The sequence below is a fragment of the Lentzea sp. CA-135723 genome (assembly GCF_050936595.1).
In the GTDB taxonomy this organism is placed as follows: Bacteria; Actinomycetota; Actinomycetes; order Mycobacteriales; family Pseudonocardiaceae; genus Lentzea.
In genome coordinates this window covers 5,009,612-5,032,954 of the sequence record NZ_JBNJMK010000001.1, presented here as the reverse complement: position 1 = coordinate 5,032,954, position 23,343 = coordinate 5,009,612, and the positions used below count along the sequence as shown (strand labels likewise).

Below are 23,343 nucleotides of genomic sequence, written 5' to 3'. Positions count from 1 at the left end.
CGTGCGCAAGGCAGCAGTCATCTTGGGCTCTCTCGCGGTGCTGGCGGCGTGCAGCAACGGCGGCACGACCGACGGCGCGAGCGGCTCCATCGCGGTCGAGGCCAGTGACGACGCGTGCAAGGTCGCCAAGACCGAGGCCGCCACCGGCAACGTCACGTTCGAGGTGACCAACAAGGGCACCAAGGTGACCGAGTTCTACCTCTACGCCGAGGGCGACCGGATCCTGGGCGAGGTCGAGAACATCGGACCGGGGCTCAGCAGGAAGCTGATCGTCGAGGTCACCGAGTCAGGCAAGCTCCAGACCGCCTGCAAGCCCGGCATGAAGGGCGACGGCATCCGCGGCGACTTCACCGTCACCGGTGACGCCAAGAAGTCGACCGACGGCAACGCGTTGCTGGCCGAGGCGACCAAGAGCTACCAGCGCTACGTGAGCTCGCAGGCCGACCAGCTGCTGGTGAAGACCGAGGAGTTCGTCAACGCCGTCAAGGCCAAGAAGGTCGAGGACGCCAAGGCGCTCTTCCCCGTCTCGCGGCTGTACTGGGAACGCATCGAGCCCGTCGCGGAGAGCTTCGGCGACCTCGACCCCAAGATCGACGGCCGCGAGGACGTCATCGAGGAGGGCATGGCGTTCACCGGCTACCACCGCCTCGAGAAGGACCTGTGGACGTCCGGGCTGCAGGCCGACTCCGACAAGATCGCGGACGACCTGCTGACCGACGTCAAGGAGATCGTCTCCAAGGCCAAGAGCGTCGAGCTCACGCCCGTGCAGCTCGCGAACGGCGCCAAGGAGCTGCTCGACGAGGTCGCCACCGGCAAGATCACCGGTGAGGAGGACCGCTACTCGCACACCGACCTGTGGGACTTCCGCGCCAACGTCGACGGCTCGCAGGCCGCGATCGCCGCGCTGCGCCCGGCCGTGGAGCAGAAGGACAAGGCCCTCGTGTCCACTTTGGACGACAAGTTCAAGGCGCTGGACGAGGCGCTGGAGAAGCACCGCAAGGGCGACGGCTTCAAGCTCTACACCGACCTGACGCAGGACGAGATCAAGGCGCTGGCCGAGGCCGTCGACGCGCTCGGTGAGCCGGTCAGCAAGGTCGCGGAAGTGGTGTCCGCCAAGTGACCGCGGGAGTTCCCCGGCGCAGGCTGCTCGGGTTCGCGGGTGCCGGGGTGGCGCTCGCGGGCGCGGGTGCCGCCGCCGGGGTGCTCGCCTCCCGCGAGTCGGCGGCGGTGGAGAACGTCGCGGCGGCCAAGGTGCCGTTCCGGGGTGAGATCCAGGCCGGTATCACCACGCCGGCACAGGACCACATGCACTTCGTCGCGCTCGATGTGAAGACGAAGAGCCGTGATGAGCTGGTCGCGCTGCTCAAGGAGTGGACGGTCGCCGCGGAACGGATGACGGCCGGTCAGGAGGCGGCGGAGAACGGCGCGGTCGGAGGCAACGTCGAGGCGCCGCCCAAGGACACCGGCGAGGCGCTCGACCTGCCCGCCTCCGCGCTGACGATCACGATCGGGTTCGGGCCGTCGCTGTTCGACGACCGGTTCGGGCTCAAGGACAAGCGGCCGGAACGGCTGATCGACCTGCCGCGGTTCCCGAAGGACGACCTCGACCCCGCCCGCAGCAACGGCGACCTCTGCATCCAGGCCTGCGCGAACGACCCGCAGGTCGCCGTGCACGCCATCCGCAACCTGGTGCGGATCGGGTTCGGGAAGGTCGCGGTGCGCTGGTCGCAGCTCGGCTTCGGCCGCACGTCGTCGACCACGCGGGAGCAGGCCACGCCGCGCAACATGTTCGGGTTCAAGGACGGCACCCGCAACATCAAGGCCGAGGACACCGATCACCTGCGTGATCACGTGTGGGTCTCGAAGGAGGACGGGCCGGAGTGGCTCGTCGGTGGCACGTACCTGGTGTCGCGGCGGATCCGGATGCACATCGAGATCTGGGACCGCACGTCGCTGGTGGAGCAGGAGCAGATCGTCGGCCGCAGCAAGGGCGAGGGCGCGCCGCTCGGGCAGGCGAAGGAGTTCGACGAGCCTGATCTGCACGTCAGGGGTGCGGGTGGGGTGCCGTTGATCAACGACATCGCGCACATCCGGCTGGCGTCGCCGGAGTCGTTGAACGGGGCGAGGATCCTGCGCCGCGGTTACAACTTCACCGACGGTTCGGACGGGCTCGGGCACCTGGACGCGGGGCTGTTCTTCGTGGCGTTCAACCGGGACAGCCGCACGCAGTTCGTGCCGATGCAGCAGGCGTTGTCCACAAAGGACGACATGATGGAGTACGTGGAGCACACCGGTTCCGGGCACTTCGCCGTACCGCCCGGCGTGAAGGAAGGCGGGTACTGGGGAGACACGCTGTTCGGCTAGTTCCCCAGGGCCAGCCGGGCTTTGACCTCTCCGAGCGCTTCCTGGTACTCCGGTGACGGGTGCATCGCCACCGCCATCCGGAGCTGGGCGAGTGCCTCGGGGAGGCGCATCTGCCGTTGCAACGTCTTGCCGAGCGCGAACCGCGCGTAGTGATCGCTCGGATCGAGGTCGAGCACCTTGCGGAACGCCTCTTCAGCCCTGTTGAGCTGCGCCGATCCGAGGTAGGCCCGGCCGGCCAGCAGCTGCACGGACGGCGCCTCGCCTGCCTCGTCCAGCACCTGCCTGAGTTCGCGCAGCGCGTCGAGAGGCCTGCGCTGCGCCATCAACGCCTCGGCCTTCCGAAACGCTTCGAAGGTGCCGTCCGTCATTCGATCAACGTTACCCATCGCCTGCCGGTTCTTCGACTGCCGTCCGGGCGACAGGACCTGAACGAGCGACCGCGCCGAGCCGGCACGCTCCGAAACCGAGCACGAGACCGGCGAGCACCCCGCCGGTCGGGACCTGCCCGAGCAACGGCCACGCGATCACCGCCGTGACGGCCGGGACCACAGAGGACAGCGTGGTCATCGCCGCCGCGCCGCCCGTGCGGACGCCGACCAGGAACAACGACGCGCCGCCCATCGAGTTGACCAGCACCAGGAACGCGACGGTCAGCCAGAACTGCCGCCAATCGGTCACCGGTGAGCTCTCGGTCAGCGCCAGCAACCCCACGACCGGCACCGACACGGCGTTGCCCGACCGGAAGTCGGTGTCCTGGCAGAACCTCTGCTGGTACACGCCACCCGCGACGAACCCGAGCATGCCGAGCGCGGTGAACAGCGTGCCGGTCCCGAACGAACCCAGCCGGTCCCAGAGCGCCGCCAGCACCGCCGCGACGCCGAGCACGAGCCCGGCGACCTGCCGGAGTCCAATTCGGACGCGGAACACCCAGGCCGCCACCACCGCCGTGAGCACCGGCGTGCACGAGATGACCAACGCCGTGGTCGCCGCCGGAACGCCCATCCGCAGCCCGAGGTAGACACCGGAGAACTGGCAGGCCTGCACCAGCAACCCGGCCACGCACGTGTGCACCGACCGGGTAGCCGGACGCCCAGACCAGCACCGTCACCGCCGCGAAGCCCGGTTTGATCCGCACGGACTCCAGCCGTACCAGGCCCCGAGCCCTAGAGCGAGGCTTCGTTCCAGGCTTTCGCCATCCGGTGGACGGCCTCGGTGATGATCTCCGGCGAGGTCGCGAGGTTCATCCGGACGAACCCGGCGCCACCCGTGCCGAACGGCACCCCGCAGTTCAGCGCCACCCTGCCCTGCCTGAGGAACGTCTTCGCCGGGCTGTCGCCGAGCCCGAGCTCGCGGCAGTCGAGCCACGCCAGGTACGTGCCGGCGCCGGGCGCGTACCGGACGGCCGGGAGGTGCTCGGCGAGCAGGTCCGCCAGCAGTCGCCGGTTCTCCTGGAGGCCCTCCAACAGGGCGTCCAGCCAGTCGGCGGACTGGGAGAACGCCGCGGTGTGGGCGAGCACGCCGAGGTGGCTCGGGCCGTGGCCGACCTCCTCCGGCAACCGCGCGAGGTCGTCGGCGGCAGCGGGCCCGGCGATGGCGAGCGCGGCCTTGAGCCCGGCGAGGTTCCAGGCCTTCGACGCGGACATCAGCGACAGCCCGTCGTCCGCGACGCTCAGGTAGGGCACGAACCCGCCGGTCGTGAGCGGCGCGTGGATCTCGTCCGCCACGACGCGGATGCCGTGCTCACGTGCCAGCCGGGCGACCTCGCGCAGTTCGTCGGCGGTGTGCACGGTGCCGGTCGGGTTCTGCGGGTTGCACAGCAGGTGGACGGCGCCGCGCCCGGCCCGTTCGTAGGCCTGGCGCAGTGTGCCGAAGTCGAGCCGCGCGTCCGTCAGCGGCGCCTCGACCACCTGTCGTCCCAACGACTCCACGAACTGGTAGAACGGCGGGTAGACCGGGCTGTTGACGACGACCGGCGCGTCCCGGTCCGAGACCAGCCGGAACATCTCGACGACCCCGAGCATCACGTCCGGCACGATCGCCGTGCGCTCGACGGCGGGCGTCCAGCCCCACCGCGCCGTGGCGAACTCCGCGAGCGCCTCGGCGTACGCGGTCCCGCTCGGATAGCCGGTGTCACCCCGCCGCACGGCATCGGTGATCGCCCGCGCCACGGGTTCGGCGAGCAGGACGTCCATCTCCGCCACCCACACGGGCAGCACGTCCTCCTCGTACTGCCGCCACTTCACGCTCGTGCGGCTCTTCAGTTCGTCCAGCGTCACCTGCCGTAACGGGTTGCTCATGGGGCAAAAGCTAGGGGAACTCGGCGGCAAGGTGTTTGCGTTCTTTGCTCATGGACGCCATGGACCGCAAGATTCTTGCCGAGCTCCAGCGCGACGGGCGGATCACCGTCACCGACCTGGCCCAGCGCGTGCAACTCAGCGTCTCCCGCTGCCAGCGCCGCCTGCGCGACCTCGAACGCGAGGGCGTGATCCACGGCTACCGCGCGGTGGTGGACGCGGCCGCGCTCGGGTTCGGCTTCGAGGCGCTGGTGTTCGCCAAGCTCCGCCTCGACACCATGGCCGAGTTCGACCGCGCCCTCGTCGACGTGCCGAACGTCGTGGAGGCGCAACGGTTGTTCGGCAGCCCCGACTACCTGCTGCGCGTCGTCACCGCGGACCTCGCGTCGTACCAGCGGTTGTACGAGGAGACGCTCGCGAAGCTGCCCGGCGTGCGCGGGCTGACGTCGACGATCGTGATGAAGCAGGTGATCGAACCGCGCCCGTTGCCCGCCAGTCCGTGAGACGGGGAAGCACGGAATGCGCACGGGCGTTGACTCGTTGTATGAGCCTGCGCTTCTCACTGATGGGTCCGGTACGAGCCTGGCGCGACGACGAGGAGATCGACCTGGGCCCGCGGCAACAGCGGGCGGTGCTGGCGGCGTTGCTGCTGAACAACGGCGTCCGGCTGAGCAACGACCAGCTGATCGGCATGGTGTGGGACGACCCGAAGCCCAGCGCGGTGATGGCGTTGCGGACGTACATGTACAAGATCCGCAAGGCGATCCCCGAGCTCGACCTGAAGTCCAAGGACGGCGGCTACACGCTCAACGCCGAGCTGTTCGACGACTGCCGCGGCGAGCCGTTCGAAGGCCTGAGCAGCACGTACTTCGAGGCGCAGCGGGTCAGGATCGGCAACGAGCGGCTCCAGTGCCGTGAGGCGTGGCTCGAACGCGAGCTGGACGTCCTCGAGCTGCAGAAGCACGTCGCCGCCTTCCCGTTGCGGGAACGACCGCGCGCCCTGCTGATGCAGGCCCTCTACCGCGACGGCAGGCAGGCCGAGGCGTTGGACCAGTTCCACGAGGTGCGCGCGCTGCTGAACGAGCAGCTCGGCCTCGAACCGGGGCCTGAGCTGCGCGCGGTCCACGAGCGGATCCTGAGGGGCGACCTCCACCTGGCGCGCCGGCTCGACCTGCTGCCGCCCGGCCTGCCCGACTTCACCGGCCGCGCCGCCGAGATCGCCCAGGCGTTGCGGGCGCTGCCGCAGACCGTCGGCATCACCGGCATGCACGGCAGCGGCAAGACGGCGCTCGCGGTGCACGTCGCGCACCTCGCGAAGCAGCACTACCCCGACGGGCAGCTCTTCGTCAGCGGGGACGACGTGGCCGGTGAGCTGCTGCGGGCCGTCGGCGTCGAGAACCCGGTGGGGGACAGGGCCGCGCTGTGGCGGGAGAAGGCGCGCGGCCGGCGGTTCCTGGTGGTGGTCGACGACGTGCGCGACCCGGCGCGGATCGCCGAGCTGCGCACGCCGGGTTCCGCGTTGCTCCTCACCAGCGTGCGTCGGTGGAACGAGCTGCCCGGCGTGCTCTGGCTCAAGATCGCGGGGCTGACCGAGGCCGAGGCGAACCAGTTCTTCCGCCGCGTGCTCGACCCGGCGCGGGCCGACCGCGAGGCCGACGTGACGGACGTCGTCCTGTCCCGCCTCTCCTACCTGCCGAACCCCATCCGGGTGCTCGGCGGCAAGCTCGCCGGCCGTCCTGATTGGACGGTCGCGATGCTGCTCGCCCAGATGGAGCGGGAGACGTTGCTGGGCGAGGCCATCCCGTCGGACTGCAGGGCCGTGCTCGCGCCGATGATCAAGGCCGAGCAGCAGCTCACCGGCCAGGAACGCCACCTGCTGCAGTGCTTCGCCCGGCGCGACGGGGACGTCATCGACGTGTGCGAGGCCGCGGAGATGTCCGGTGGCGATCCCGGTGCGATCGAGTTCCTGCTGGAGGCGCTCGCCGACGTGCACCTGATCGAACCGCTGGTGCTCGGCCGGTACCGGCTGCCGCACTTCGTGCGCATGTACTTCGGCTGGCGCGTACCGGTGCTGACCAGCTGATTCATCCGGAATTTATGGCCTGACGACCTGGCGCGAGCACGTTAGGAGACATGTCAACCAAGGAACTCGCAGGCAAGAAGGCACTCGTCACCGGAGCCACCTCGGGCATCGGCCGCGCGATCGCGGTCAAGCTCGCCGAGGCCGGCGCCACCGTCTACGTCAGCGGCCGCCGCGCCGAGCTCGGCAAGGAGACCGTCGCGCTGATCGAGGCGGCGGGCGGCACCGGTCACTTCATCGTCTCGGACGTCGCCAGCGTCGACGACGTCCGCGCGCTCGCCGAGGAGGTCGGCGAGGTCGACGTGCTCGTCAACAACGCGGGCATCTTCCCGTTCTCGCCGACCGCCGAGCAGTCGCTCGACACCTACCAGCAGGTGTTCGACGTGAACGTGCGCGGCACGTACTTCCTCACCGCCGCCCTCGCCCCGGCGATGGTGGCGCGCGGCAAGGGTTCGATCGTCAACGTCTCGTCGATCGCGGCCGTCGTGGGCACCCCGGTCGGGTCCGTCTACAACGCCTCCAAGGCCGCGATGGACGCGCTGACCCGTTCGTGGGCCACCGAGTTCGGTGCGGCCGGCGTGCGGGTGAACTCCGTGGCGCCCGGCCCGGTCGCCACGGACAAGGCGTTGGCCGAGGCCGGCGAGGTGTTCGACGCGATCGCGAAGGACCTGCCGTTGCAGCGCGTGGGCCAGCCGGAGGAGATCGCCGAGGCCGTGCTGTTCCTCGCGACCGACCGGGCCAGCTTCATCACGGGCTCGGTGATCACCGCGGACGGCGGCTACGTCGCGAGCTGAGCGAGCAGGGCGGCGACGGCCGAGGGCGACTCGACGTGCGCGTTGTGGCCCGCGCCGGCGAACACGACCGGCTCGGGCACCAGCTCCTTCAGGTGCTCCTGAGGGCTCATCGGGTCGTTCTCCCCTGCCGCCAGCACGACGTGGGCCTGCGCGGCCATGATCAGCCCGGCCATGTCCGGCCGGCCCACGCCGAACGCCCGCATGTCGAGCGCCGGCGCCCATCCACCGTCCACTTCGGACACGCCGTGCTCGATCGGGACCCCGGCCATCTTCGTCGCTCGTTCCACCGCTTCTTCGCGGGTGCCGAAGGTCTTTCCGGGTTTGGCCGCGAGGGCCGCGGCCTTGGCCAGCTCGTCGTCGGTCCACTGCACCTTGATCCCCACACCGACGACGGTGGTCACCTCGACCCCGAACCAGCCGCTGGCCAGCGCCAGTCCGACCACGCCGCCCAGCGAGTGCCCGAGGACCACGACGGGCTCCCGCGGGATCTCCTCGGCGACGGCCGCGGCCAGCGCGCCGAACGTGTACCTGGTGATCCGCGGGCTGCGGCCGTGACCGGGCAGATCGGGTGCGATCCAGCTGCCGGGCCACGCTCCGGCGACCTCCCGCCACACCTCGCCCGTGGCTCCCAGCCCGTGCAGCAGCACCAGCAACGGCCCGTTTCCACCACGTTCGACATGAAGCACGTCAGAATCCCGTTCTGTGCAGACCGATGCCGAGCTGATCCTCGACCCGGACACGTATACCTCGGGCGTACCGCATGACGCACTAACCCGCCTGCGTGAGAAGGACGTGGTCCGCATCGCCGACCACTGGGCCGTCTTCCGCCACGAGGACGTCCGAACCGTGCTGCGGACGCCGTCCGTCTTCTCCTCGCACCGCGGCGCCACCCAGATCCGCGACCCGCGGCCCGCGGACCTGGCCTACGTCCAGCGCATGATGCTCAACCAGGACCCGCCTGATCACACCCGCCTGCGCCGCATGCTGACCAAGGCCTTCACCCCGCGCGCCGTGGCCCAGCTGGAGTCGCGGATCTTCGAGAACGCCCGGGCGATCGTCTCGTCGTCGTCCGGCGACTTCGCCTCCGACGTGGCCGACCTGCCGTTGCTGACCCTGGCCGACATCTTCGGCGTCCCGCGTCAGGATCGTGTGCTCCTCTACGACTGGAGCAACCGCGTGATCGGCTTCGAGGACCCGGAGTACGCCCTGTCCTCCAGTTCCACGTCCGGCATGACCGACATGGCGCTGGAGGCGTTGGCGCTGCGCCCTGCCGACGGCCGCGACCCGCGTTCCCGCGACGGCATGCCCGACCTCTACGCCTACGCCCACGCGCTGGCCGCTCACAAACGCCTGCACCCCTCCGACGACGTCCTCAGCAACCTCATGCGGGAGGACATCTCCCCGGAGGAGTTCGAGAACCTCTTCTGGCTGTTCTCCGTGGCGGGCAACGAAACCCTCCGCAACGGCATCCCCGGCGGCCTCATCGCCCTGCTCGCGAACCCGTCCGAGTACGCCCGGCTGCGTGCCGACAGGTCGTTGCTCCCCCTTGCCGTGGAGGAGATGCTGCGCTGGTGGACCCCGGTGATGCACTTCCGCCGCACCTGCGTCCAGGACACCTCCCTGTCAGGACAGGAGATCCGGGCCGGCGACAAGGTGGTGGTGTGGTTCAGCTCGGCCAACCGCGACGAGCGGGTCTTCACCTCGCCGGACCGGTTCGACGTCGGGCGGCGGGAGGCCGACCACCTGAGCTTCGGGCACGGCCCGCACTTCTGCCTGGGGGCGCAGCTGGCGCGGACGCAGATGCGGGCGGTGTTCGAGGCCGTTCTGGATCTGCCCGGCTTGCTGGAGCTCGACGGCGAGGTCAGCCGCCTCCGTTCGAACTTCCAGAACGGCGTGAAGCACCTGCCCGTCCGGCTCGTGTGACTGCGGTTCCCACCCGCCGCCCCTTCTGGCACGATTCAGACGACAGGCCTGGACGCTCCGCTGTGATCCGACGGTGTCGAGCCCCTGCCGGTCAGCTGGCCCAAGTAGGCTCGTCACGACGACGAGACGCAGCAGAAACAGGGAGCGCAAGTGGCGGTCATCGAGCAGGTCGGAGCACGCGAGATCCTGGACTCTCGCGGCAACCCCACCGTCGAGGTCGAGGTGGCGCTGGACGACGGCACGCTGGAGCGCGCCGCTGTTCCGTCCGGTGCGTCCACCGGTGAGCACGAGGCGGTGGAGCTGCGGGACGGCGACGCCAAGCGGTACCTGGGCAAGGGTGTCGAGCGCGCGGTCACCGCGGTGCTCGACGAGATCGGGCCCGAGCTGGTCGGCATCGAGGCCGTCGAGCAGCGCGTGGTCGACCAGAAGCTCGTCGACCTCGACGGCACGCCGGACAAGGGGCGTCTCGGCGCCAACGCGATCCTCGGCGTGAGCCTCGCGGTCGCGAAGGCGGCGGCGACGTCCAGCGGCCTGGAGCTGTTCCGCTACGTCGGCGGCCCCAACGCGCACGTGCTGCCCGTGCCGATGCTGAACATCCTCAACGGTGGCTCGCACGCCGACACCGACGTGGACATCCAGGAGTTCATGATCGCGCCGATCGGCGCGGAGACGTTCCGCGAGGGCCTGCGCTGGGGCACCGAGGTCTACCACTCGCTGAAGTCCGTGCTGAAGAGCAAGGGCCTCGCGACCGGTCTGGGTGACGAGGGTGGTTTCGCACCGAACCTCGGCAGCAACCGCGACGCGCTCGACCTCATCCTCGAGGCCATCGAGAAGGCCGGCTACCGGGCGGGCCGCGACATCGCGCTCGCGCTCGACGTGGCCGCCACCGAGTTCTTCTCGGACGGCGCCTACTCGTTCGAGAACAACAAGCGCTCGGCCGAGCAGATGATCGGCTACTACTCCGAGCTCGTCCGCGACTACCCGATGGTCTCCATCGAGGACCCGCTGTCCGAGGACGACTGGGACGGCTGGGTGCAGATGACCGCCGAGCTGGGCGAGAAGGTCCAGATCGTCGGCGACGACCTGTTCGTCACCAACCCGGAGCGTCTCGAGGAGGGCATCTCCCGCCGCGCCGCCAACGCGCTGCTGGTGAAGGTCAACCAGATCGGCACGCTGTCCGAGACGCTCGACGCGGTCTCGCTGGCCACGAGCTACGGCTACAAGTCGATGATGTCGCACCGCTCGGGCGAGACCGAGGACACGACCATCGCCGACCTCGCCGTCGCGACCGGTGCCGGTCAGATCAAGACCGGTGCGCCGGCCCGCGGTGAGCGCACCGCGAAGTACAACCAGCTCCTGCGCATCGAGGAGAGCCTCGGCGACGCGGCGCGCTACGCGGGCGAGCTCGCGTTCCCGCGCTACACGCCGGAGAGCTGAGAGGCTGTAGGACATGGCCGAGCGCGCGCGTCGTCCCCGTCGCCCCCGCGAAGAGCGGGAGGCGCGGCCCGCACGCGCGCGCAAGCCACCTCGTCCCAAGGCGCCGTCGCGGCGCAGTGAGGGCACGGGTGGCGCGTTCGGCATGACCGGTACGCGCCGGGCCGCGATGTTCGCGATGGTGCTGTGCGCACTGGCGTTGAGCATCGCGGTCCCGCTGCGGACCTACCTCTCGCAACGCGACGAGCTGCGCGACGTGGGAGCCGAACAGCAGAAGCTGCGCGAGACGGTCGCCGCGCTGGACAAGCGCAAGGCGGAACTGCAGGACCCGGCGTACGTGGAGATCGAGGCGCGCAAGCGGCTGCACTGGGTGCGGCCCGGCGAGGTGCCCTACATCGTGCAACTGCCGGGTGACGAGAGTCGCAACACGGAAACGGAGAGGCCGTCGGGCAAGCAGGCGGCACAAGGGTCTTGGTACGAGGAACTGTGGGAATCGGTGACGCACAAGTAAGTGCTGCTGACCTGGAAACGGTCGCTCAGCAGCTCGGCCGCACGCCACGCGGGACGCGTGCGATCGCTTCGAGGTGCCCCAGCGGGCACCCGAACGTCGTGCAGACCGCGCCGCGACTGCCCGACGGGACCCCATTCCCGACGCTGTACTACCTCACCTGCCCCAAGCTGAACTCGCTGGTCAGCACGCTCGAAGGCGGCGGGCTGATGAAGGAGCAGCAGGAACGCCTGGCCACCGACGCCGAGCTCGCGGCCGCCTACCAGCGCGCGCACGAGGCGTACCTGGCGGAGCGCGACGCCATCGAGTCGCTCGGCACGCAGGTCACCGCCGGCGGCATGCCCGTGCGCGTCAAGTGCCTGCACGTGCACGTCGCGCACGCCCTCGCCAAAGGCCCCGGCGTGAACCCCATGGGGGACGAGGCGCTGGCCATCCTGGGCGCGCAGGGACTGTGGCCCGCAGGTGAATGTTCGGCCAGTTAACGGTCAACGGAACCGAACACACGCTTCACTCCGTCTTGGGTACACCTAGGCTTCGGAGTGAGGCAGGGTGGGACGGGTCACCGACGGGGGCATTCGCCGTAACGAGCAGTACGGCGAGCCGCGATGACACACGAGAGGTGATTATTCGTGGCAATGGCCAGACTGCGCGGTCCGTCGGTGTTGAGCCCCAGGCAAAAGGGCTTCGCCGTGGCGGCACTGGCCGCGATGCTCGCCCCCGCCATGATCGTCGGCACCAAGCTGGTCGACTGGGTCAACCTCGCCAAGCACAACGACATCGCCGTCACCCTCGGTCCCGCGGACGTCTACGGAGCGTTGCACCGCGACCCGTCCGAGCTCGGCGCGGCCGGCCGCCTGCCGCTGTCCGAGGAGCTGAGCGCCGCACTGCTCGCCGACCTCGAGGACGGCAGCCTCGACGGCGACCTCGACCCCGGCACCGACCTCGGCGACATGGCCGGCATCCAGGACATCCCCGGCGTCATGGTCGAGGCCTACCTGCGCGCGGAGGACAAGCTCGGCGAGCTCGTCCCCGGCTGCAACCTCGACTGGGCGTTGCTCGCGGGCATCGGCAAGATCGAGTCCGGCCACGCCAACAACGGCCGCGTCAACGCCGTCGGCGACGCCACCCCCAAGATCCTCGGCCCGGTCCTCAACGGCGCCCCCGGCATGGCCGCGATCCGCGACACCGACGGCGGCCGCCTCGACGGCGACACCGCGTGGGACCGCGCGGTCGGCCCGATGCAGTTCATCCCGTCGACCTGGGCGAGCTTCGGCGGCGACCTGAACGACGACGGCATCGTCAACCCCAACAACATCTACGACGCCGCTCTCGGCGCCGGCCGCTACCTCTGCTCGGGCGGCGGCGACATGACGAAGCAGGCCGACCGGGCCGCCGCGGTCTTCCGCTACAACCGCGACCCCGAGTACGTGAAGAAGGTCCTCAACTGGGCCAAGGTCTACAGCGAGAACGTCGACACGCTGCCGCTCCTCCCGGACAACGGCAACAACGTGACCACCCCGCCGCCGGGCAACGGCGACCCGGGAACGCAGCCTCCCGGCAACGGTGGCACCACCACCAACCCCACGTCGACGACCACGACCACCACCACGACGACCACGACGCCGACCTGCCCGACCACCACCACGGGCACCACGTCGTCCACGACGTCGAGCACCACCACGACCACGACGCCGCCGCCGTCCTCGTGCACCACCACGACGACGACCACGACCACCACGACGACGACGTCCACCACCACAACGACGACCACTACGACGACGACCACCACGGTCCCGTCGCAGCAGTCGACGACGCCGGCCAGCTCCCAGTCGTCCACCAACAACGGGTCGAGCTCGGTGCAGACGACGTCGCAGAGCTTGGCAACGAGCACGCCCAGCTAACCGGCGCGTCGGGTTGGAACGATTCCAACCAGTACTTCGTTCAGGGTCGATTCGGGCAAGGTTTCCTTGCACGTCAACGGAAAGCTCGAAGGAACGGGACGTTCGCGAGCGCGCCTCGACGCGACGGGCACCGTGACCGGCCCGCGGGTCTTCTCGGGCGCACTGGACAGGAACGATGTCGTGGACGTGCTCGTCAACAGCACGCACGGCTAAATCGGGTGGCACGACGCGCGTTCCTTGGCACTGTGGGGGAGTGCTGAAGCCTGACTTCCCCATCCGGACGGAACGGCTGCTGCTGCGGCCGTTCCGCACCGACGACCTCGACGACTTCTTCGCCTACCGCGCACTCCCCGAGGTGCACCGCTACCTCTACAACGACGCCACCACCCGCGAGGAGTGCGCGGAGGTGCTGGCCAAGCGGATCACCGAGGCCGAGCTGACCGAGGAGGGCCAGCGGCTGATCGTGGCGATCGAGCTCCCCGGGACGAACCGGGTCATCGGCGACGCCATGTTGAAGTGGCGCAGCGAGGAGCACCGGCAGGGGACGATCGGGTACAGCCTGCACCCCGGCTTCCAGCGCCGCGGGTACGCGACCGAGGTGGCGCGGAAGATGCTGGCGCTCGGCTTCCAGGACCTGGACCTGCACCGGATCATCGCCGAGTGCGACCCGCGCAACGAGCCGTCGTGGCGGTTGATGGAGCGGCTCGGCATGCGACGGGAGGCGCACTACCGGGAGTTCGAGATCTTCAAGGGCGAGTGGGGCGATCTGTTCGTGTACGCCATGCTTGCCGAGGAGTACCGGAACGACGCACAGGGGTGAACATGTCGCGGGTCGCGGCCATCGACTGCGGGACCAACTCGATCAGGTTGTTGATCGCGGACGTCACCAAAAGGGAGGACGGGACCGCGTGGCTGCGGGACGTCCACCGGGAGATGAAGATCGTCCGGCTCGGCCAGGGGGTGGACGCGACCGGGCGGTTGCACCCCGACGCGATCGAACGCACGCGCCAAGCCTTGCTCGACTACGCGCGCACGATGCAACGCAAGGGAGTCGAGACGGCACGCATGGTGGCCACCAGTGCCACGCGGGACGCGAGCAACCGCGACGAGTTCTTCGACATGACCGAGCAGATCCTCGGGGCACCGGCCGAGGTGATCTCCGGGGACGAGGAGGCGCGGCTGTCCTACCTCGGGGCCGTGGCCGATCTTGACCCGGACGAGGGACCCTTCCTCGTCACCGATCTGGGTGGTGGTTCCACCGAGTTCGTCCTCGGGACCGGCTCCGACGTCGAGGCGGCTCGGTCGATGGACATCGGGTGCGTCCGGTTGACGGAGCGATTCATCCACTCGGATCCGCCCGGAAAGGACGAGATCGCGCAGGCGGAAGCGTTTGCGCGGGCCGCGGTCAAAGAGGCCTTCGAAGTCGTTCCGGTGGAGAAGATGAAGACCTGGATCGGGGTCGCCGGGACCGCTACGACATTGTCAGCCCTGGTCCAGGGGCTGGAGGTGTACAACAGCGACGATATTCACCTCAGCCGCATCACACTTGACAATGTTCGTGAAATCACCGACCGTATCCTCTCCATGACGCATGATGATCGTGCCTCGTTGGGGCCCATGCACCCCGGTCGAGTGGACGTGATCTGCGGTGGAGCGGTGGTGCTGCGCGCGATTGCCGACGAGCTGGAGAATCGCGCGGGTATTCGCACGCTCGTGTGCAGCGAGCACGACATCCTCGACGGCATCGCGTTTTCGCTGGTCTAGCGCCGAATTAAGGTGCGCTTGAGCTGATCGTGACTATTTTGTGACCGATTTCGATGCGCGATGTACTGGACGCCCCGGTTAACGTCCTCTCACGTTTTGGGAGGTGGACGAGACCTCCCGGGGAGGCGCGCGCACGCAATATCTGCGGAGCGGCGCCGGGGAAAGGCGGGAGAGACTGATGTCGCGATCACGGGTTGCGTGGGTGGCTTTGCCCGCCGCGCTGGCCATGACGCTCAGCGCGTGCGGCGGCGGTGGCGGTTCCAACAACGCTGCCGATGGCAAGGACAACCCGGACGGCACGGTGTCCATCTACGGCACCGAGCCCAAGAGCACCCTGTTCCCGGCCAACACGACCGAGGCAGGCGGTGGCAAGGTCACCGATTCGCTGTTCTCGCGACTGGTCGGCTACAAGGCCGAAGACGGCGCGCCGTACGACCTGATGGCGGAGAAGATCGAGTCGACCGACGCCAAGGTCTACAACATCAAGATCAAGCAGGGCTGGAAGTTCCACGACGGCACCGAGGTCAAGGCGAAGAACTTCGTCGACGCCTGGAACTGGGCCGCGTACGCGCCGAACGCCCAGCAGGCCGCGTCGTTCTTCTCCGTGATCCAGGGCTTCGACGCCGTCCACCCGGCTGACGAGAACGCCAAGCCGACGGCCGAGAAGATGTCCGGCCTCGAGCTGGTCGGTGACTACGAGTTCAAGGTCACCCTCAACGGCCCGACCTCGGTCTTCACGACGATGATCGGCTACACGCCGTTCTCGCCGATGGCGGACTCGTTCTTCGCGGACCCCAAGGCCGCCGAGGCGAAGCCGATCGGCAACGGCCCGGTCAAGTTCGTCTCCCGCACGCCGAACGCGCTGATCAAGATGGAGCGCTTCGACGACTACAAGGGCGAGGACAAGGTCCACTTCAAGACCCTCGACTACAAGATCTACTCCTCCCAGGAGACCGCGTACCAGGACCTGGTCGCGGGCAAGCTGGACTTCATGGAGGCCCTGCCCCCGTCGGCCAAGGTCGGCGAGAAGTACAAGGCGGACCTCGGCGACGCCGTCGTGACCGCGAACCTGCTCGGCCAGAGCGCGATCGCGTTCCCGCAGTACATCGACGCGTTCAAGAACGTGAAGCTGCGCCAGGCCGTCTCGATGGCCATCAACCGGGAGCAGATCACGAAGACCGTGCTGGCCGGCTCGTACGTGCCGTCCACCAGCTTCGTCTCGCCCGGCATCAAGGGCTACCGCGCGGACACCTGCGGCGAGTACTGCAAGTACAACCCGGAGAAGGCCAAGCAGCTGTTCGCCGAGTCGGGCTTCACCGGCAAGCTGACCATCCAGTCCAACCAGGACGGTGGCCGCAAGGAGCCTCTCGAGGCCGCGTGCAACAGCATCAAGCAGGCGCTGGGCGTCGAGTGCGAGTTCGTCGGTGCCACCAACTTCGGTGCGTTCCGCCAGATCGTCGACGGCAAGCAGCTGACCGGCATGAGCCGTTCGGACTGGTCGGCCGACTACCCGTCGATCGAGAACTTCCTCAACCCGCTGTACAAGACCGGTGGTTCCTCGAACGACTCGAACTACTCCAACCCCGAGGTCGACGCCCTGCTGAACAAGGCGGACCAGACGGCGAACGAGGACGAGGCGATCAAGCTCTACCAGCAGGCGGAGGACATCATCGCCAAGGACCTGCCCTCCATGCCGACCTGGAACGAGAAGGGCATCGGCGGCCGCTCGAAGAACCTGCTCGACGCCAAGATGTCGTTCAAGCGTCAGGGCGTTCTGGAGTCCTTCCGCGTCAAGGCCTGATTGCCTAACACCTGAGTTCTGAAGCAACACACCGTCCGGCCCCGCGTCCCTCAAGCGTTACGGGCGCGGGGCCGGAGCGGTGTTCAGGACTTCGGGCGCCCCCCACCACGCAAGGAGCCGACCTCATGGGTCGCTATGTGCTGCGCCGTCTGCTGCAGCTGATACCGGTCTTCCTGGGGACCACCTTTCTGATCTACGCCCTGGTCTGGGCGATCCCGCAGGACCCCTTCGCGGGCAAGTGCGGCCAGCGGCCGTGCGATCCGTCCTACATCGCCCAGATGAGCGAACAGCTCAACCTGAACGACCCGCTGGTCATCCAGTACTTCAAGTACCTGGGCAACCTGCTCGTCGGTGACTTCGGCACCACCTTCAACGGCATCTCCGTCGGTGAGCAGATCGGCACGTCGTGGCCGATCACCCTCAAGATGGGCATCATCGCCCTGATCATCGAGGCCGTCATCGGCATCATCGCCGGCGTCCTCACCGGACTGCGCAAGTCGGGCTTCCTGGACAACCTGGTCCTGGTCTCGACGCTGTTCCTGATCTCGCTGCCGGTCTTCGTCACCGGTTTCGTGCTGCGGCTCTACCTCGGCCCGCAGGGCTTCGACATCATGGACACCTCGGTCAGCTCCGATCCGACGTTCGGGGAGCTGATCCTGCCCGGCTTCGTGCTCGGCAGCCTCTCGATGGCCTACGTGGCCCGGTTGACCCGCACCAGCATCGTCGAGAACCGCCGCGCCGACTACGTGCGCACGGCCATCGCCAAGGGCCAGCCGCAGTCCCGCGTCGTCGGCATCCACCTGCTGCGCAACTCGCTGATCCCGGTGATCACGTTCCTCGGCACCGACCTCGGCAGCCTCATGGGCGGCGCGATCGTCACCGAGGGCGTCTTCAACATCAACGGCATCGGCGGCCTGATCTTCCGCGGCATCCAGGAGAAGGAAGGCGTCATGGTCACCGGCATCGTGACGTTGCTGGTGCTCGTGTACCTGCTGATGAGCCTGCTCGTCGACCTCCTGTACGCCGTTCTCGACCCGAGGATTCGCTATGAGTGACCCAGGATCCGTGTCCGGTGGAGCCGGACTGGAGGCGTCCGCGGCTGCCGGTGTCGACCAGCTGAGCCACGTCGACGACTCGTCGCAGAAGCAGCGCAAGCCTCGTTCGCTCTGGAGCGACGCGTGGGGCGAGCTGCGCCGCAAGCCGACGTTCATCATCTCGCTGGTGATCATCGCGGTCATCGTGCTGATGGCGATCTGGCCGACGCTGTTCACCTCCGTCGACCCGAGGTTCGCGAACCTCGACAAGTCGTTGCAGCCGCCCTCCGGTGACGCCTGGTTCGGCTACGACCTGCAGGGCTACGACGTCTACGCCCGCGCCATGCACGGCGCCCGCGCGTCGCTGCTCGTCGGGTTGTTCGCGACGATCCTGACCGTCCTCATCGGATCGATCATCGGCATCTTCGCGGGCTACGCCAAGACGTGGATCGACTCGCTGCTGTCGCGCTTCGGCGACATCTTCGCGGGCATCCCGTTCGTGCTCGGCGCCATCGTCATCCTGACGACGCTGAACGCGCCGACCGAGAACCCCGGCGCGTTCCAGATCATCACGCAGGTGGTGCTCTCGATCGCCGTGCTGTCGTGGCCGGTGGCCATGCGCATCATGCGTTCGGCGACGCTCGTGGCGAAGCAGCAGGACTACGTCAAGGCCGCACGCGGTCTCGGCGCGTCCCCGCTGCGGATCGTGCTCCGGCACCTGCTGCCGAACACCGTGGCGCCCGTGCTGGTGTACGCGACGATCGCGCTGGGTGCCTTCATCGGCGCCGAGGCGACGCTCGCGTTCCTCGGCATCGGCCTGCGTCCGCCGGTCGTGTCGTGGGGCGTGATGATCTCCGAGTCGCGCGACTACTTCCAGTCGGCACCGCACATGCTGCTGTTCCCCGCCGGCTTCGTCACGATCACCGTGCTGGCCTTCGTCATGCTGGGTGACGCCGTGCGCGACGCCCTCGACCCCAAGTCCCGATAGGGGAATCCTGTGACTCAGCCATTGCTGGAGGTCGAGGATCTCCACGTGGAATTCCGCACCCGCGACGGTGTCGCGAAGGTGCTCAACGGCGTCTCGTACCACGTCGCGGCGGGCGAGACCCTGGCCGTGCTGGGCGAGTCCGGCTCCGGCAAGTCCGTCACCGCCCAGACGATCATGGGCATCCTGGACACGCCGCCGGGGTTCATCACCAACGGCACCATCAAGTTCCGCGGTGAGGACCTGCTGAAGCAGTCGGCGGACGAGCGCCGCCAGGTTCGTGGCGAGGGCATCGCCATGATCTTCCAGGACGCTCTCTCCGCGCTGAACCCGGTGTTCACCGTCGGGTTCCAGATCGAGGAGCAGCTCAAGGTCCGCCGCGGCATGTCCAAGGCGGACGCGCGCAAGCGGGCGATCGAGCTGCTCGACCAGGTCAAGATCCCGAACGCCAAGGGACGGATCACCGACTACCCGCACCAGTTCTCCGGCGGCATGCGGCAGCGCGCGATGATCGCGATGTCGCTGGCGCTCGACCCGGAGCTGCTGATCGCGGACGAGCCCACGACCGCGCTGGACGTCACCGTGCAGGCCCAGATCATGGACCTGCTGGCGGAGATCCAGAAGGAACGCGACATGGGCATGATCCTGATCACCCACGACCTCGGCGTCGTCGCCGACGTCGCGGACCGGATCTCGGTCATGTACGCGGGCCGCATCGTCGAGCACGCCGACGTCTACGAGCTGTTCCGCGCGCCGGGACACCCGTACACCGAGTCGTTGCTGGAGTCCCTGCCCCGCGTGGACCTGCGCGGCCAGGAGCTCAAGACGATCAAGGGTCTGCCGCCGTCGCTGACCAACATCCCGCCCGGCTGCCCGTTCAACCCGCGCTGCCCGCGCGTGTTCGACAGGTGCTCGACCGAGGTGCCCACCGTGCACAACCTCGGCATGGGCCGCACCAGCCGGTGCCACATCGCGGAGGAGGTCGTCGCTCGTGGCTGAGCCGATCCTCGAGGTCGAGAACCTCGTCAAGCACTTCCCGGTCCGCGTCGGCGTGCTGTTCAAGCGCACCGTGGGCCACGTCAAGGCCGTCGACGGCGTCTCGTTCTCGCTGAACAAGGGCGAGACCCTCGGCGTCGTGGGCGAGTCCGGCTGCGGCAAGTCCACGCTGGCCCAGGTGCTGATGCGCCTGGAGCCGCCGACGTCGGGCGTCGCGAAGTTCGAGGGCCGCGACATCTTCGGCATGAAGGGTTCCGAGCTGCGCAAGCTGCGGCGCGACATCCAGATCGTGCTGCAGGACCCGTACACGTCGCTGAACCCGCGCATGACGGTCGGCGACATCGTCGGCGAGCCCTACGAGATCCACACCGAGGTCGCGCCCAAGGGCGACCGGCAGCGCAAGGTCCAGGAGCTGCTGGAGACCGTGGGTCTCAACCCGGAGCACGTCAACCGGTACCCGCACCAGTTCTCCGGCGGTCAGCGCCAGCGCATCGGCATCGCCCGCGCGCTCGCGCTCAAGCCCAAGGTGATCGTGTGCGACGAGCCGGTGTCCGCGCTGGACGTGTCGATCCAGGCGCAGGTCATGAACCTGCTGGGCGACCTCCAGACGGAGATGGGCCTCTCGTACGTCTTCATCGCGCACGACCTGTCGGTGGTCCGCCACCTGTCGGACCGCGTCGCGGTGATGTACCTCGGCAAGATCGTGGAGATCGGCACCGAGGAGCAGATCTACGAGCGCCCGATGCACCCGTACACGCAGGCGCTGCTGTCCGCCGTGCCGGTGCCGGACCCGACCCAGCGCGGCCGGCGTGACGTCATCCGCCTGACGGGTGACGTGCCGTCGCCGATCGACCCGCCTTCGGGTTGCCGGTTCCGGACGCGGTGCTGGAAGGCGCAGGACATCTGCGCCACCGAGGTGCCCGAGCTCGTGGTGCGCAAGGACGACCACCCCGCCGCGTGCCACTTCGCGGAGGAGCGCGCGGTCGTCTGACCGCTGGTGCTAGGTGGCTGAGGGGTCGTGCCCGCGGGCGCGGCCCCTCAGTTCGTCGAAGACCCTTCCGCGGACCGGCCTGGCCACGAACTCCTTGATCGCGCGGGCGCACTGCCGCGCGCTGTGCGCGCTGGTGTCCACCTGGAAGTCGTAGAGCCGGTGCCGGTGGACCTCCTGGAGCTGCTGGGCCGCCGCCCCGACCGTCCGGTCGCCCCTGGCTCGTTCGCGCCGTTCCAGCACGTCCAGAGGGCAGTGCACGGCCACCAGGACGACGTCCAGGCCCTCGAAGACGTCCAGGCAGTCCTGGAGCCGCCACGGCTCGCTCAGCACGTGGTCCATCACGACGTCGTTGCCGGCCGCCGCCATCCCCGCGACCGCGCGGTGGAAGCCCGCCCTGGTGCGGCGCAGGAGCTCCTGCTGCGCGGGGACGTCGAGCTCCAGCGTGCGTTCGACGGCGCGCATGGCCCCGAAGGCGTCGACGCTCATGTGGAAGAACGGCGTGTCCAGCTCCCTGAGCAGCTCCGCGGCGATGCTCGACTTGCCGGAGCTGGACGTGCCGTTCAGGAAGATGATCACTCGCGGACCAGGTTGGTGATCGACACACCGGGAGCGACCTCGCGGGTGCCCGCCTCGACGAAGCCGTGCTTGCGGTACAGCGCGAGCGCCGGTGCGTTGGCGCTGCCGGTGCTGACGATCGTGCGCCTCGCCGGTTCCAGCGCGTCGATCAGCATCGAGGCGATGCCGCGGCGGAAAGCCCTGGGGTGCACGAACATCCGGCAGATGTCCAGTTCGGACTCGTCGCGCACGAACGCGATCGCGCCGGCCAGGCCCTCGTCGTCGTAGAAGCCGAGGAACCGGTGGTGCGTGCCGGCCAGGTCCTCCCGCGACTCCAGCAGGCCGGGGATGCGGTCGAAGCCGATGATCTCGGCCTCGACCGCGTATCCGAGCCGCTGCACGGTGAAGAGCTCGTCGAGCACCGCGTCGTCGGTCAGATCGAGTGGCTCGATCACGTGTTGGAGGAGTTCCGCACGAACGCCGCCAGGTCCTCGGACTGCTGGATCCTCGAAGGTTCGTGGACGTACATCATGTGGCCCGCCGGGTAGTAGGCCGACTCGATGTTCGCCGTGAGCTCCTTCGGGATCTGCAGGTGCGCGATGAGGTGCTCGGCCGCGAAGTACGGCGTGGCGCCGTCGAACCAGCCGAACGCGACGTGGACCTTGAGGTGCGGGTTGGCCCGCATCGCCGCGGAGAGCTTGCCCGCCGTCGTGACGTGCCGGCCCTCGAACTCCTTGTACGACCACTTCTCGATCGCCTCCGAGGCGAACGTGGTGTACGGCAGGTCGTTGGAGTAGCCCAGCTCGGCGTGCAGGTAGTGGTTGATCACCGCCGTGTACGGGCCGAGGATCGCGTCGATGGACGGGTCCGCGGAGATCTCCTCGCGGCCGTAGTCCTTGTCCCAGCCGGTGAAGCGGCCGTCGATGCGCCCGACCGTCTTGCGGTCGCGGCGCAGCAGCTCCGTGAAGAACCGGATGTGCTCGACGCGCAGGTCGACCGCGTCCACGTACTCCTCGGACAGGCCGGTGAGCCGGGCGATCTTCTCGATCGCGGCGGCGCGCTCGACGTCGGTCAGCCGGTTGCCGCGGGCGAGGACGTACGGGTACTCGCGGACCGCGAACTCCTCGGCCTCCGCGAGCACCTCCTTCAGCGGCCGGTCGCCGTGCAGGCCGTGGTAGTTCGCGATGGCCGCGTACGTAGGCAGGAAGAGCGTGTAGCCGAGGTCGTGGCCCTCGTTGAACTCCAGCGTCGCGAAGTCCAGCACGCTGGAGATCAGCATGAGGCCGTTGAGGTACATGCCGTGCTTGCGCTGCAGCTGCTCGGCCAGACCGGCGGCGCGCAGCGTGCCGTACGACTCGCCGCAGAGGAACTTCGGCGACATCCACCGGCCGTTGCGCGCGGTCCAGAGGCGGATGAGCTCGGCGAGGGAGTCGACGTCGGGCTGGTAGCCGTGGAAGCTGCCGGGCTTCTCGCCCTCGGCGGCCCGGGAGAAGCCGGTCGACACCGGGTCGATGAACACGAGGTCGCTCTCGGCGAGCAGCGTCTCCTCGTTGTCCGCGATCCCGTACGGCGGGGCGGCGAGGTCGCCGACGTCACCGCTGAGCACGCGGCGCGGCCCGAGGACGCCCATGTGCAGCCACAGGCTCGCCGAGCCCGGCCCACCGTTGAACGCGAACGTGACAGGCCGCTTCAGCGGGTCGGCGCCGTCGAGCGTGTAGGTGGTCAGGAAGACCTCGGCCTTGGGCTTGTGGCCCTCGAACACGCCGTCCTTGAACACCTCCTGCTTGAGGACGACCCGCCCGGTCGTGGCGGTGTAGCTCAGCTCGCGTCCCCCGACCGTGATGCTGTGCTGGGTGGACACCAGATCATCGGTGGGAGACTTGGGCTTCTCTTCGGTCTTCTCCTCGGACATGGGAGCA

The 23,343-nt window shown here is 68.7% G+C and carries 25 protein-coding genes; 18 read left to right on the top strand and 7 right to left on the bottom strand.

The window, feature by feature from the left end:
• Position 1: 1 nt before the first annotated feature.
• Together efeO and efeB are read left to right on the top strand one after the other, a co-directional pair.
• The gene (gene efeO, locus ACQEU1_RS22850; RefSeq protein ID WP_433205156.1) at positions 2 to 1,120 is read left to right on the top strand and encodes an iron uptake system protein EfeO; all 1,119 of its coding nucleotides are present in this window, start codon (positions 2 to 4) and stop codon (positions 1,118 to 1,120) included.
• Positions 1,117 to 2,364: an iron uptake transporter deferrochelatase/peroxidase subunit gene (efeB, locus tag ACQEU1_RS22845; protein WP_433205153.1), complete on the top strand. Its 1,248-nt coding sequence runs from the start codon at positions 1,117 to 1,119 to the stop codon at positions 2,362 to 2,364. Before efeO ends, efeB begins: the two co-directional genes overlap by 4 nt.
• Here the strand turns inward: efeB and ACQEU1_RS22840 are convergent.
• The 3 genes from ACQEU1_RS22840 to ACQEU1_RS22830 all read right to left on the bottom strand — a co-directional run bounded on the left by ACQEU1_RS22840 (position 2,361) and on the right by ACQEU1_RS22830 (position 4,661).
• Positions 2,361 to 2,732 carry a tetratricopeptide repeat protein gene (locus ACQEU1_RS22840; protein ID WP_433205150.1) on the bottom strand — a complete coding sequence of 124 codons (372 nt, stop codon included), beginning with the start codon at positions 2,730 to 2,732 and terminating at the stop codon, positions 2,361 to 2,363. The two genes, efeB and ACQEU1_RS22840, sit on opposite strands and share 4 nt — an antisense overlap.
• A gap of 10 nt (positions 2,733 to 2,742) precedes the next feature.
• Positions 2,743 to 3,423 (bottom strand): DMT family transporter, encoded by a 681-nt coding sequence (locus ACQEU1_RS22835; protein ID WP_433205147.1) that lies wholly within the window; start codon positions 3,421 to 3,423, stop codon positions 2,743 to 2,745.
• A gap of 104 nt (positions 3,424 to 3,527) precedes the next feature.
• Complete coding sequence (locus tag ACQEU1_RS22830; protein WP_433205144.1) at positions 3,528 to 4,661, bottom strand: MalY/PatB family protein; 1,134 nt, start codon at positions 4,659 to 4,661, stop codon at positions 3,528 to 3,530.
• Between the two features lie 59 nt (positions 4,662 to 4,720).
• On the opposite strand from ACQEU1_RS22830, the gene ACQEU1_RS22825 reads away from it, so the two are divergent.
• Genes ACQEU1_RS22825 through ACQEU1_RS22815 form a run of 3 tightly spaced genes read left to right on the top strand, consistent with a single transcriptional unit; the run spans position 4,721 to position 7,532 of the window.
• Positions 4,721 to 5,161, top strand: a complete 441-nt coding sequence (locus ACQEU1_RS22825; protein WP_433205141.1) for an Lrp/AsnC family transcriptional regulator — start codon at positions 4,721 to 4,723, stop codon at positions 5,159 to 5,161.
• A gap of 41 nt (positions 5,162 to 5,202) precedes the next feature.
• On the top strand, positions 5,203 to 6,741 hold the full coding sequence (locus ACQEU1_RS22820) for a BTAD domain-containing putative transcriptional regulator (protein WP_433205138.1): 1,539 nt from the start codon (positions 5,203 to 5,205) through the stop codon (positions 6,739 to 6,741).
• A gap of 50 nt (positions 6,742 to 6,791) precedes the next feature.
• Positions 6,792 to 7,532: an SDR family NAD(P)-dependent oxidoreductase gene (locus ACQEU1_RS22815; protein ID WP_433205135.1), complete on the top strand. Its 741-nt coding sequence runs from the start codon at positions 6,792 to 6,794 to the stop codon at positions 7,530 to 7,532.
• On the opposite strand, the gene ACQEU1_RS22810 is transcribed toward ACQEU1_RS22815, so the two are convergent.
• Positions 7,517 to 8,218: an alpha/beta fold hydrolase gene (locus tag ACQEU1_RS22810; RefSeq protein WP_433205132.1), complete on the bottom strand. Its 702-nt coding sequence runs from the start codon at positions 8,216 to 8,218 to the stop codon at positions 7,517 to 7,519. The genes ACQEU1_RS22815 and ACQEU1_RS22810 overlap by 16 nt on opposite strands.
• 16 nt (positions 8,219 to 8,234) lie before the next feature.
• On the opposite strand from ACQEU1_RS22810, the gene ACQEU1_RS22805 reads away from it, so the two are divergent.
• From ACQEU1_RS22805 to ACQEU1_RS22745, 13 genes are all read left to right on the top strand, one after another.
• Positions 8,235 to 9,455, top strand: coding sequence for a cytochrome P450 (locus ACQEU1_RS22805; protein ID WP_433205129.1), 1,221 nt, complete (start codon positions 8,235 to 8,237; stop codon positions 9,453 to 9,455).
• 150 nt (positions 9,456 to 9,605) lie between these two features.
• Positions 9,606 to 10,892, top strand: coding sequence for a phosphopyruvate hydratase (gene eno, locus ACQEU1_RS22800; RefSeq protein WP_382445739.1), 1,287 nt, complete (start codon positions 9,606 to 9,608; stop codon positions 10,890 to 10,892).
• Between the two features lie 13 nt (positions 10,893 to 10,905).
• Complete coding sequence (locus ACQEU1_RS22795; RefSeq protein WP_382445738.1) at positions 10,906 to 11,400, top strand: FtsB family cell division protein; 495 nt, start codon at positions 10,906 to 10,908, stop codon at positions 11,398 to 11,400.
• A complete protein-coding gene (locus ACQEU1_RS22790; RefSeq protein ID WP_433211675.1) occupies positions 11,382 to 11,879 on the top strand; it encodes a DUF501 domain-containing protein in 498 nt (165 codons plus the stop codon). Before ACQEU1_RS22795 ends, ACQEU1_RS22790 begins: the two co-directional genes overlap by 19 nt.
• 153 nt (positions 11,880 to 12,032) lie before the next feature.
• Positions 12,033 to 13,298 (top strand): lytic transglycosylase domain-containing protein, encoded by a 1,266-nt coding sequence (locus tag ACQEU1_RS22785; RefSeq protein WP_433211672.1) that lies wholly within the window; start codon positions 12,033 to 12,035, stop codon positions 13,296 to 13,298.
• Positions 13,299 to 13,364: 66 nt separating this feature from the next.
• Positions 13,365 to 13,511, top strand: coding sequence for a hypothetical protein (locus ACQEU1_RS22780; protein ID WP_433205125.1), 147 nt, complete (start codon positions 13,365 to 13,367; stop codon positions 13,509 to 13,511).
• 40 nt (positions 13,512 to 13,551) lie between these two features.
• On the top strand, positions 13,552 to 14,118 hold the full coding sequence (locus ACQEU1_RS22775) for a GNAT family N-acetyltransferase (RefSeq protein ID WP_433205122.1): 567 nt from the start codon (positions 13,552 to 13,554) through the stop codon (positions 14,116 to 14,118).
• A 2-nt stretch (positions 14,119 to 14,120) separates the two neighbouring features.
• Positions 14,121 to 15,062, top strand: coding sequence for an exopolyphosphatase (locus ACQEU1_RS22770; RefSeq protein WP_433205119.1), 942 nt, complete (start codon positions 14,121 to 14,123; stop codon positions 15,060 to 15,062).
• Between the two features lie 178 nt (positions 15,063 to 15,240).
• Positions 15,241 to 16,863: a peptide ABC transporter substrate-binding protein gene (locus ACQEU1_RS22765; RefSeq protein WP_433205116.1), complete on the top strand. Its 1,623-nt coding sequence runs from the start codon at positions 15,241 to 15,243 to the stop codon at positions 16,861 to 16,863.
• Between the two features lie 125 nt (positions 16,864 to 16,988).
• Complete coding sequence (locus ACQEU1_RS22760; protein WP_433205113.1) at positions 16,989 to 17,918, top strand: ABC transporter permease; 930 nt, start codon at positions 16,989 to 16,991, stop codon at positions 17,916 to 17,918.
• Positions 17,911 to 18,885 (top strand): ABC transporter permease, encoded by a 975-nt coding sequence (locus tag ACQEU1_RS22755; RefSeq protein WP_433205110.1) that lies wholly within the window; start codon positions 17,911 to 17,913, stop codon positions 18,883 to 18,885. The genes ACQEU1_RS22760 and ACQEU1_RS22755 overlap by 8 nt, the downstream gene beginning before the upstream one ends.
• A gap of 9 nt (positions 18,886 to 18,894) precedes the next feature.
• The gene (locus ACQEU1_RS22750) at positions 18,895 to 19,881 is read left to right on the top strand and encodes an ABC transporter ATP-binding protein (RefSeq protein WP_433205107.1); all 987 of its coding nucleotides are present in this window, start codon (positions 18,895 to 18,897) and stop codon (positions 19,879 to 19,881) included.
• Positions 19,874 to 20,869, top strand: coding sequence for an ABC transporter ATP-binding protein (locus ACQEU1_RS22745; protein WP_433205104.1), 996 nt, complete (start codon positions 19,874 to 19,876; stop codon positions 20,867 to 20,869). The genes ACQEU1_RS22750 and ACQEU1_RS22745 overlap by 8 nt, the downstream gene beginning before the upstream one ends.
• A gap of 9 nt (positions 20,870 to 20,878) precedes the next feature.
• On the opposite strand, the gene ACQEU1_RS22740 is transcribed toward ACQEU1_RS22745, so the two are convergent.
• Genes ACQEU1_RS22740 through ACQEU1_RS22730 form a run of 3 tightly spaced genes read right to left on the bottom strand, consistent with a single transcriptional unit; the run spans position 20,879 to position 23,336 of the window.
• Positions 20,879 to 21,445 (bottom strand): chloramphenicol phosphotransferase CPT family protein, encoded by a 567-nt coding sequence (locus tag ACQEU1_RS22740; RefSeq protein WP_433205101.1) that lies wholly within the window; start codon positions 21,443 to 21,445, stop codon positions 20,879 to 20,881.
• Complete coding sequence (locus ACQEU1_RS22735; RefSeq protein ID WP_433205098.1) at positions 21,442 to 21,879, bottom strand: GNAT family N-acetyltransferase; 438 nt, start codon at positions 21,877 to 21,879, stop codon at positions 21,442 to 21,444. The genes ACQEU1_RS22740 and ACQEU1_RS22735 overlap by 4 nt, the downstream gene beginning before the upstream one ends.
• Complete coding sequence (locus ACQEU1_RS22730; RefSeq protein ID WP_433205095.1) at positions 21,876 to 23,336, bottom strand: S10 family peptidase; 1,461 nt, start codon at positions 23,334 to 23,336, stop codon at positions 21,876 to 21,878. The genes ACQEU1_RS22735 and ACQEU1_RS22730 overlap by 4 nt, the downstream gene beginning before the upstream one ends.
• Positions 23,337 to 23,343: the final 7 nt, after the last annotated feature.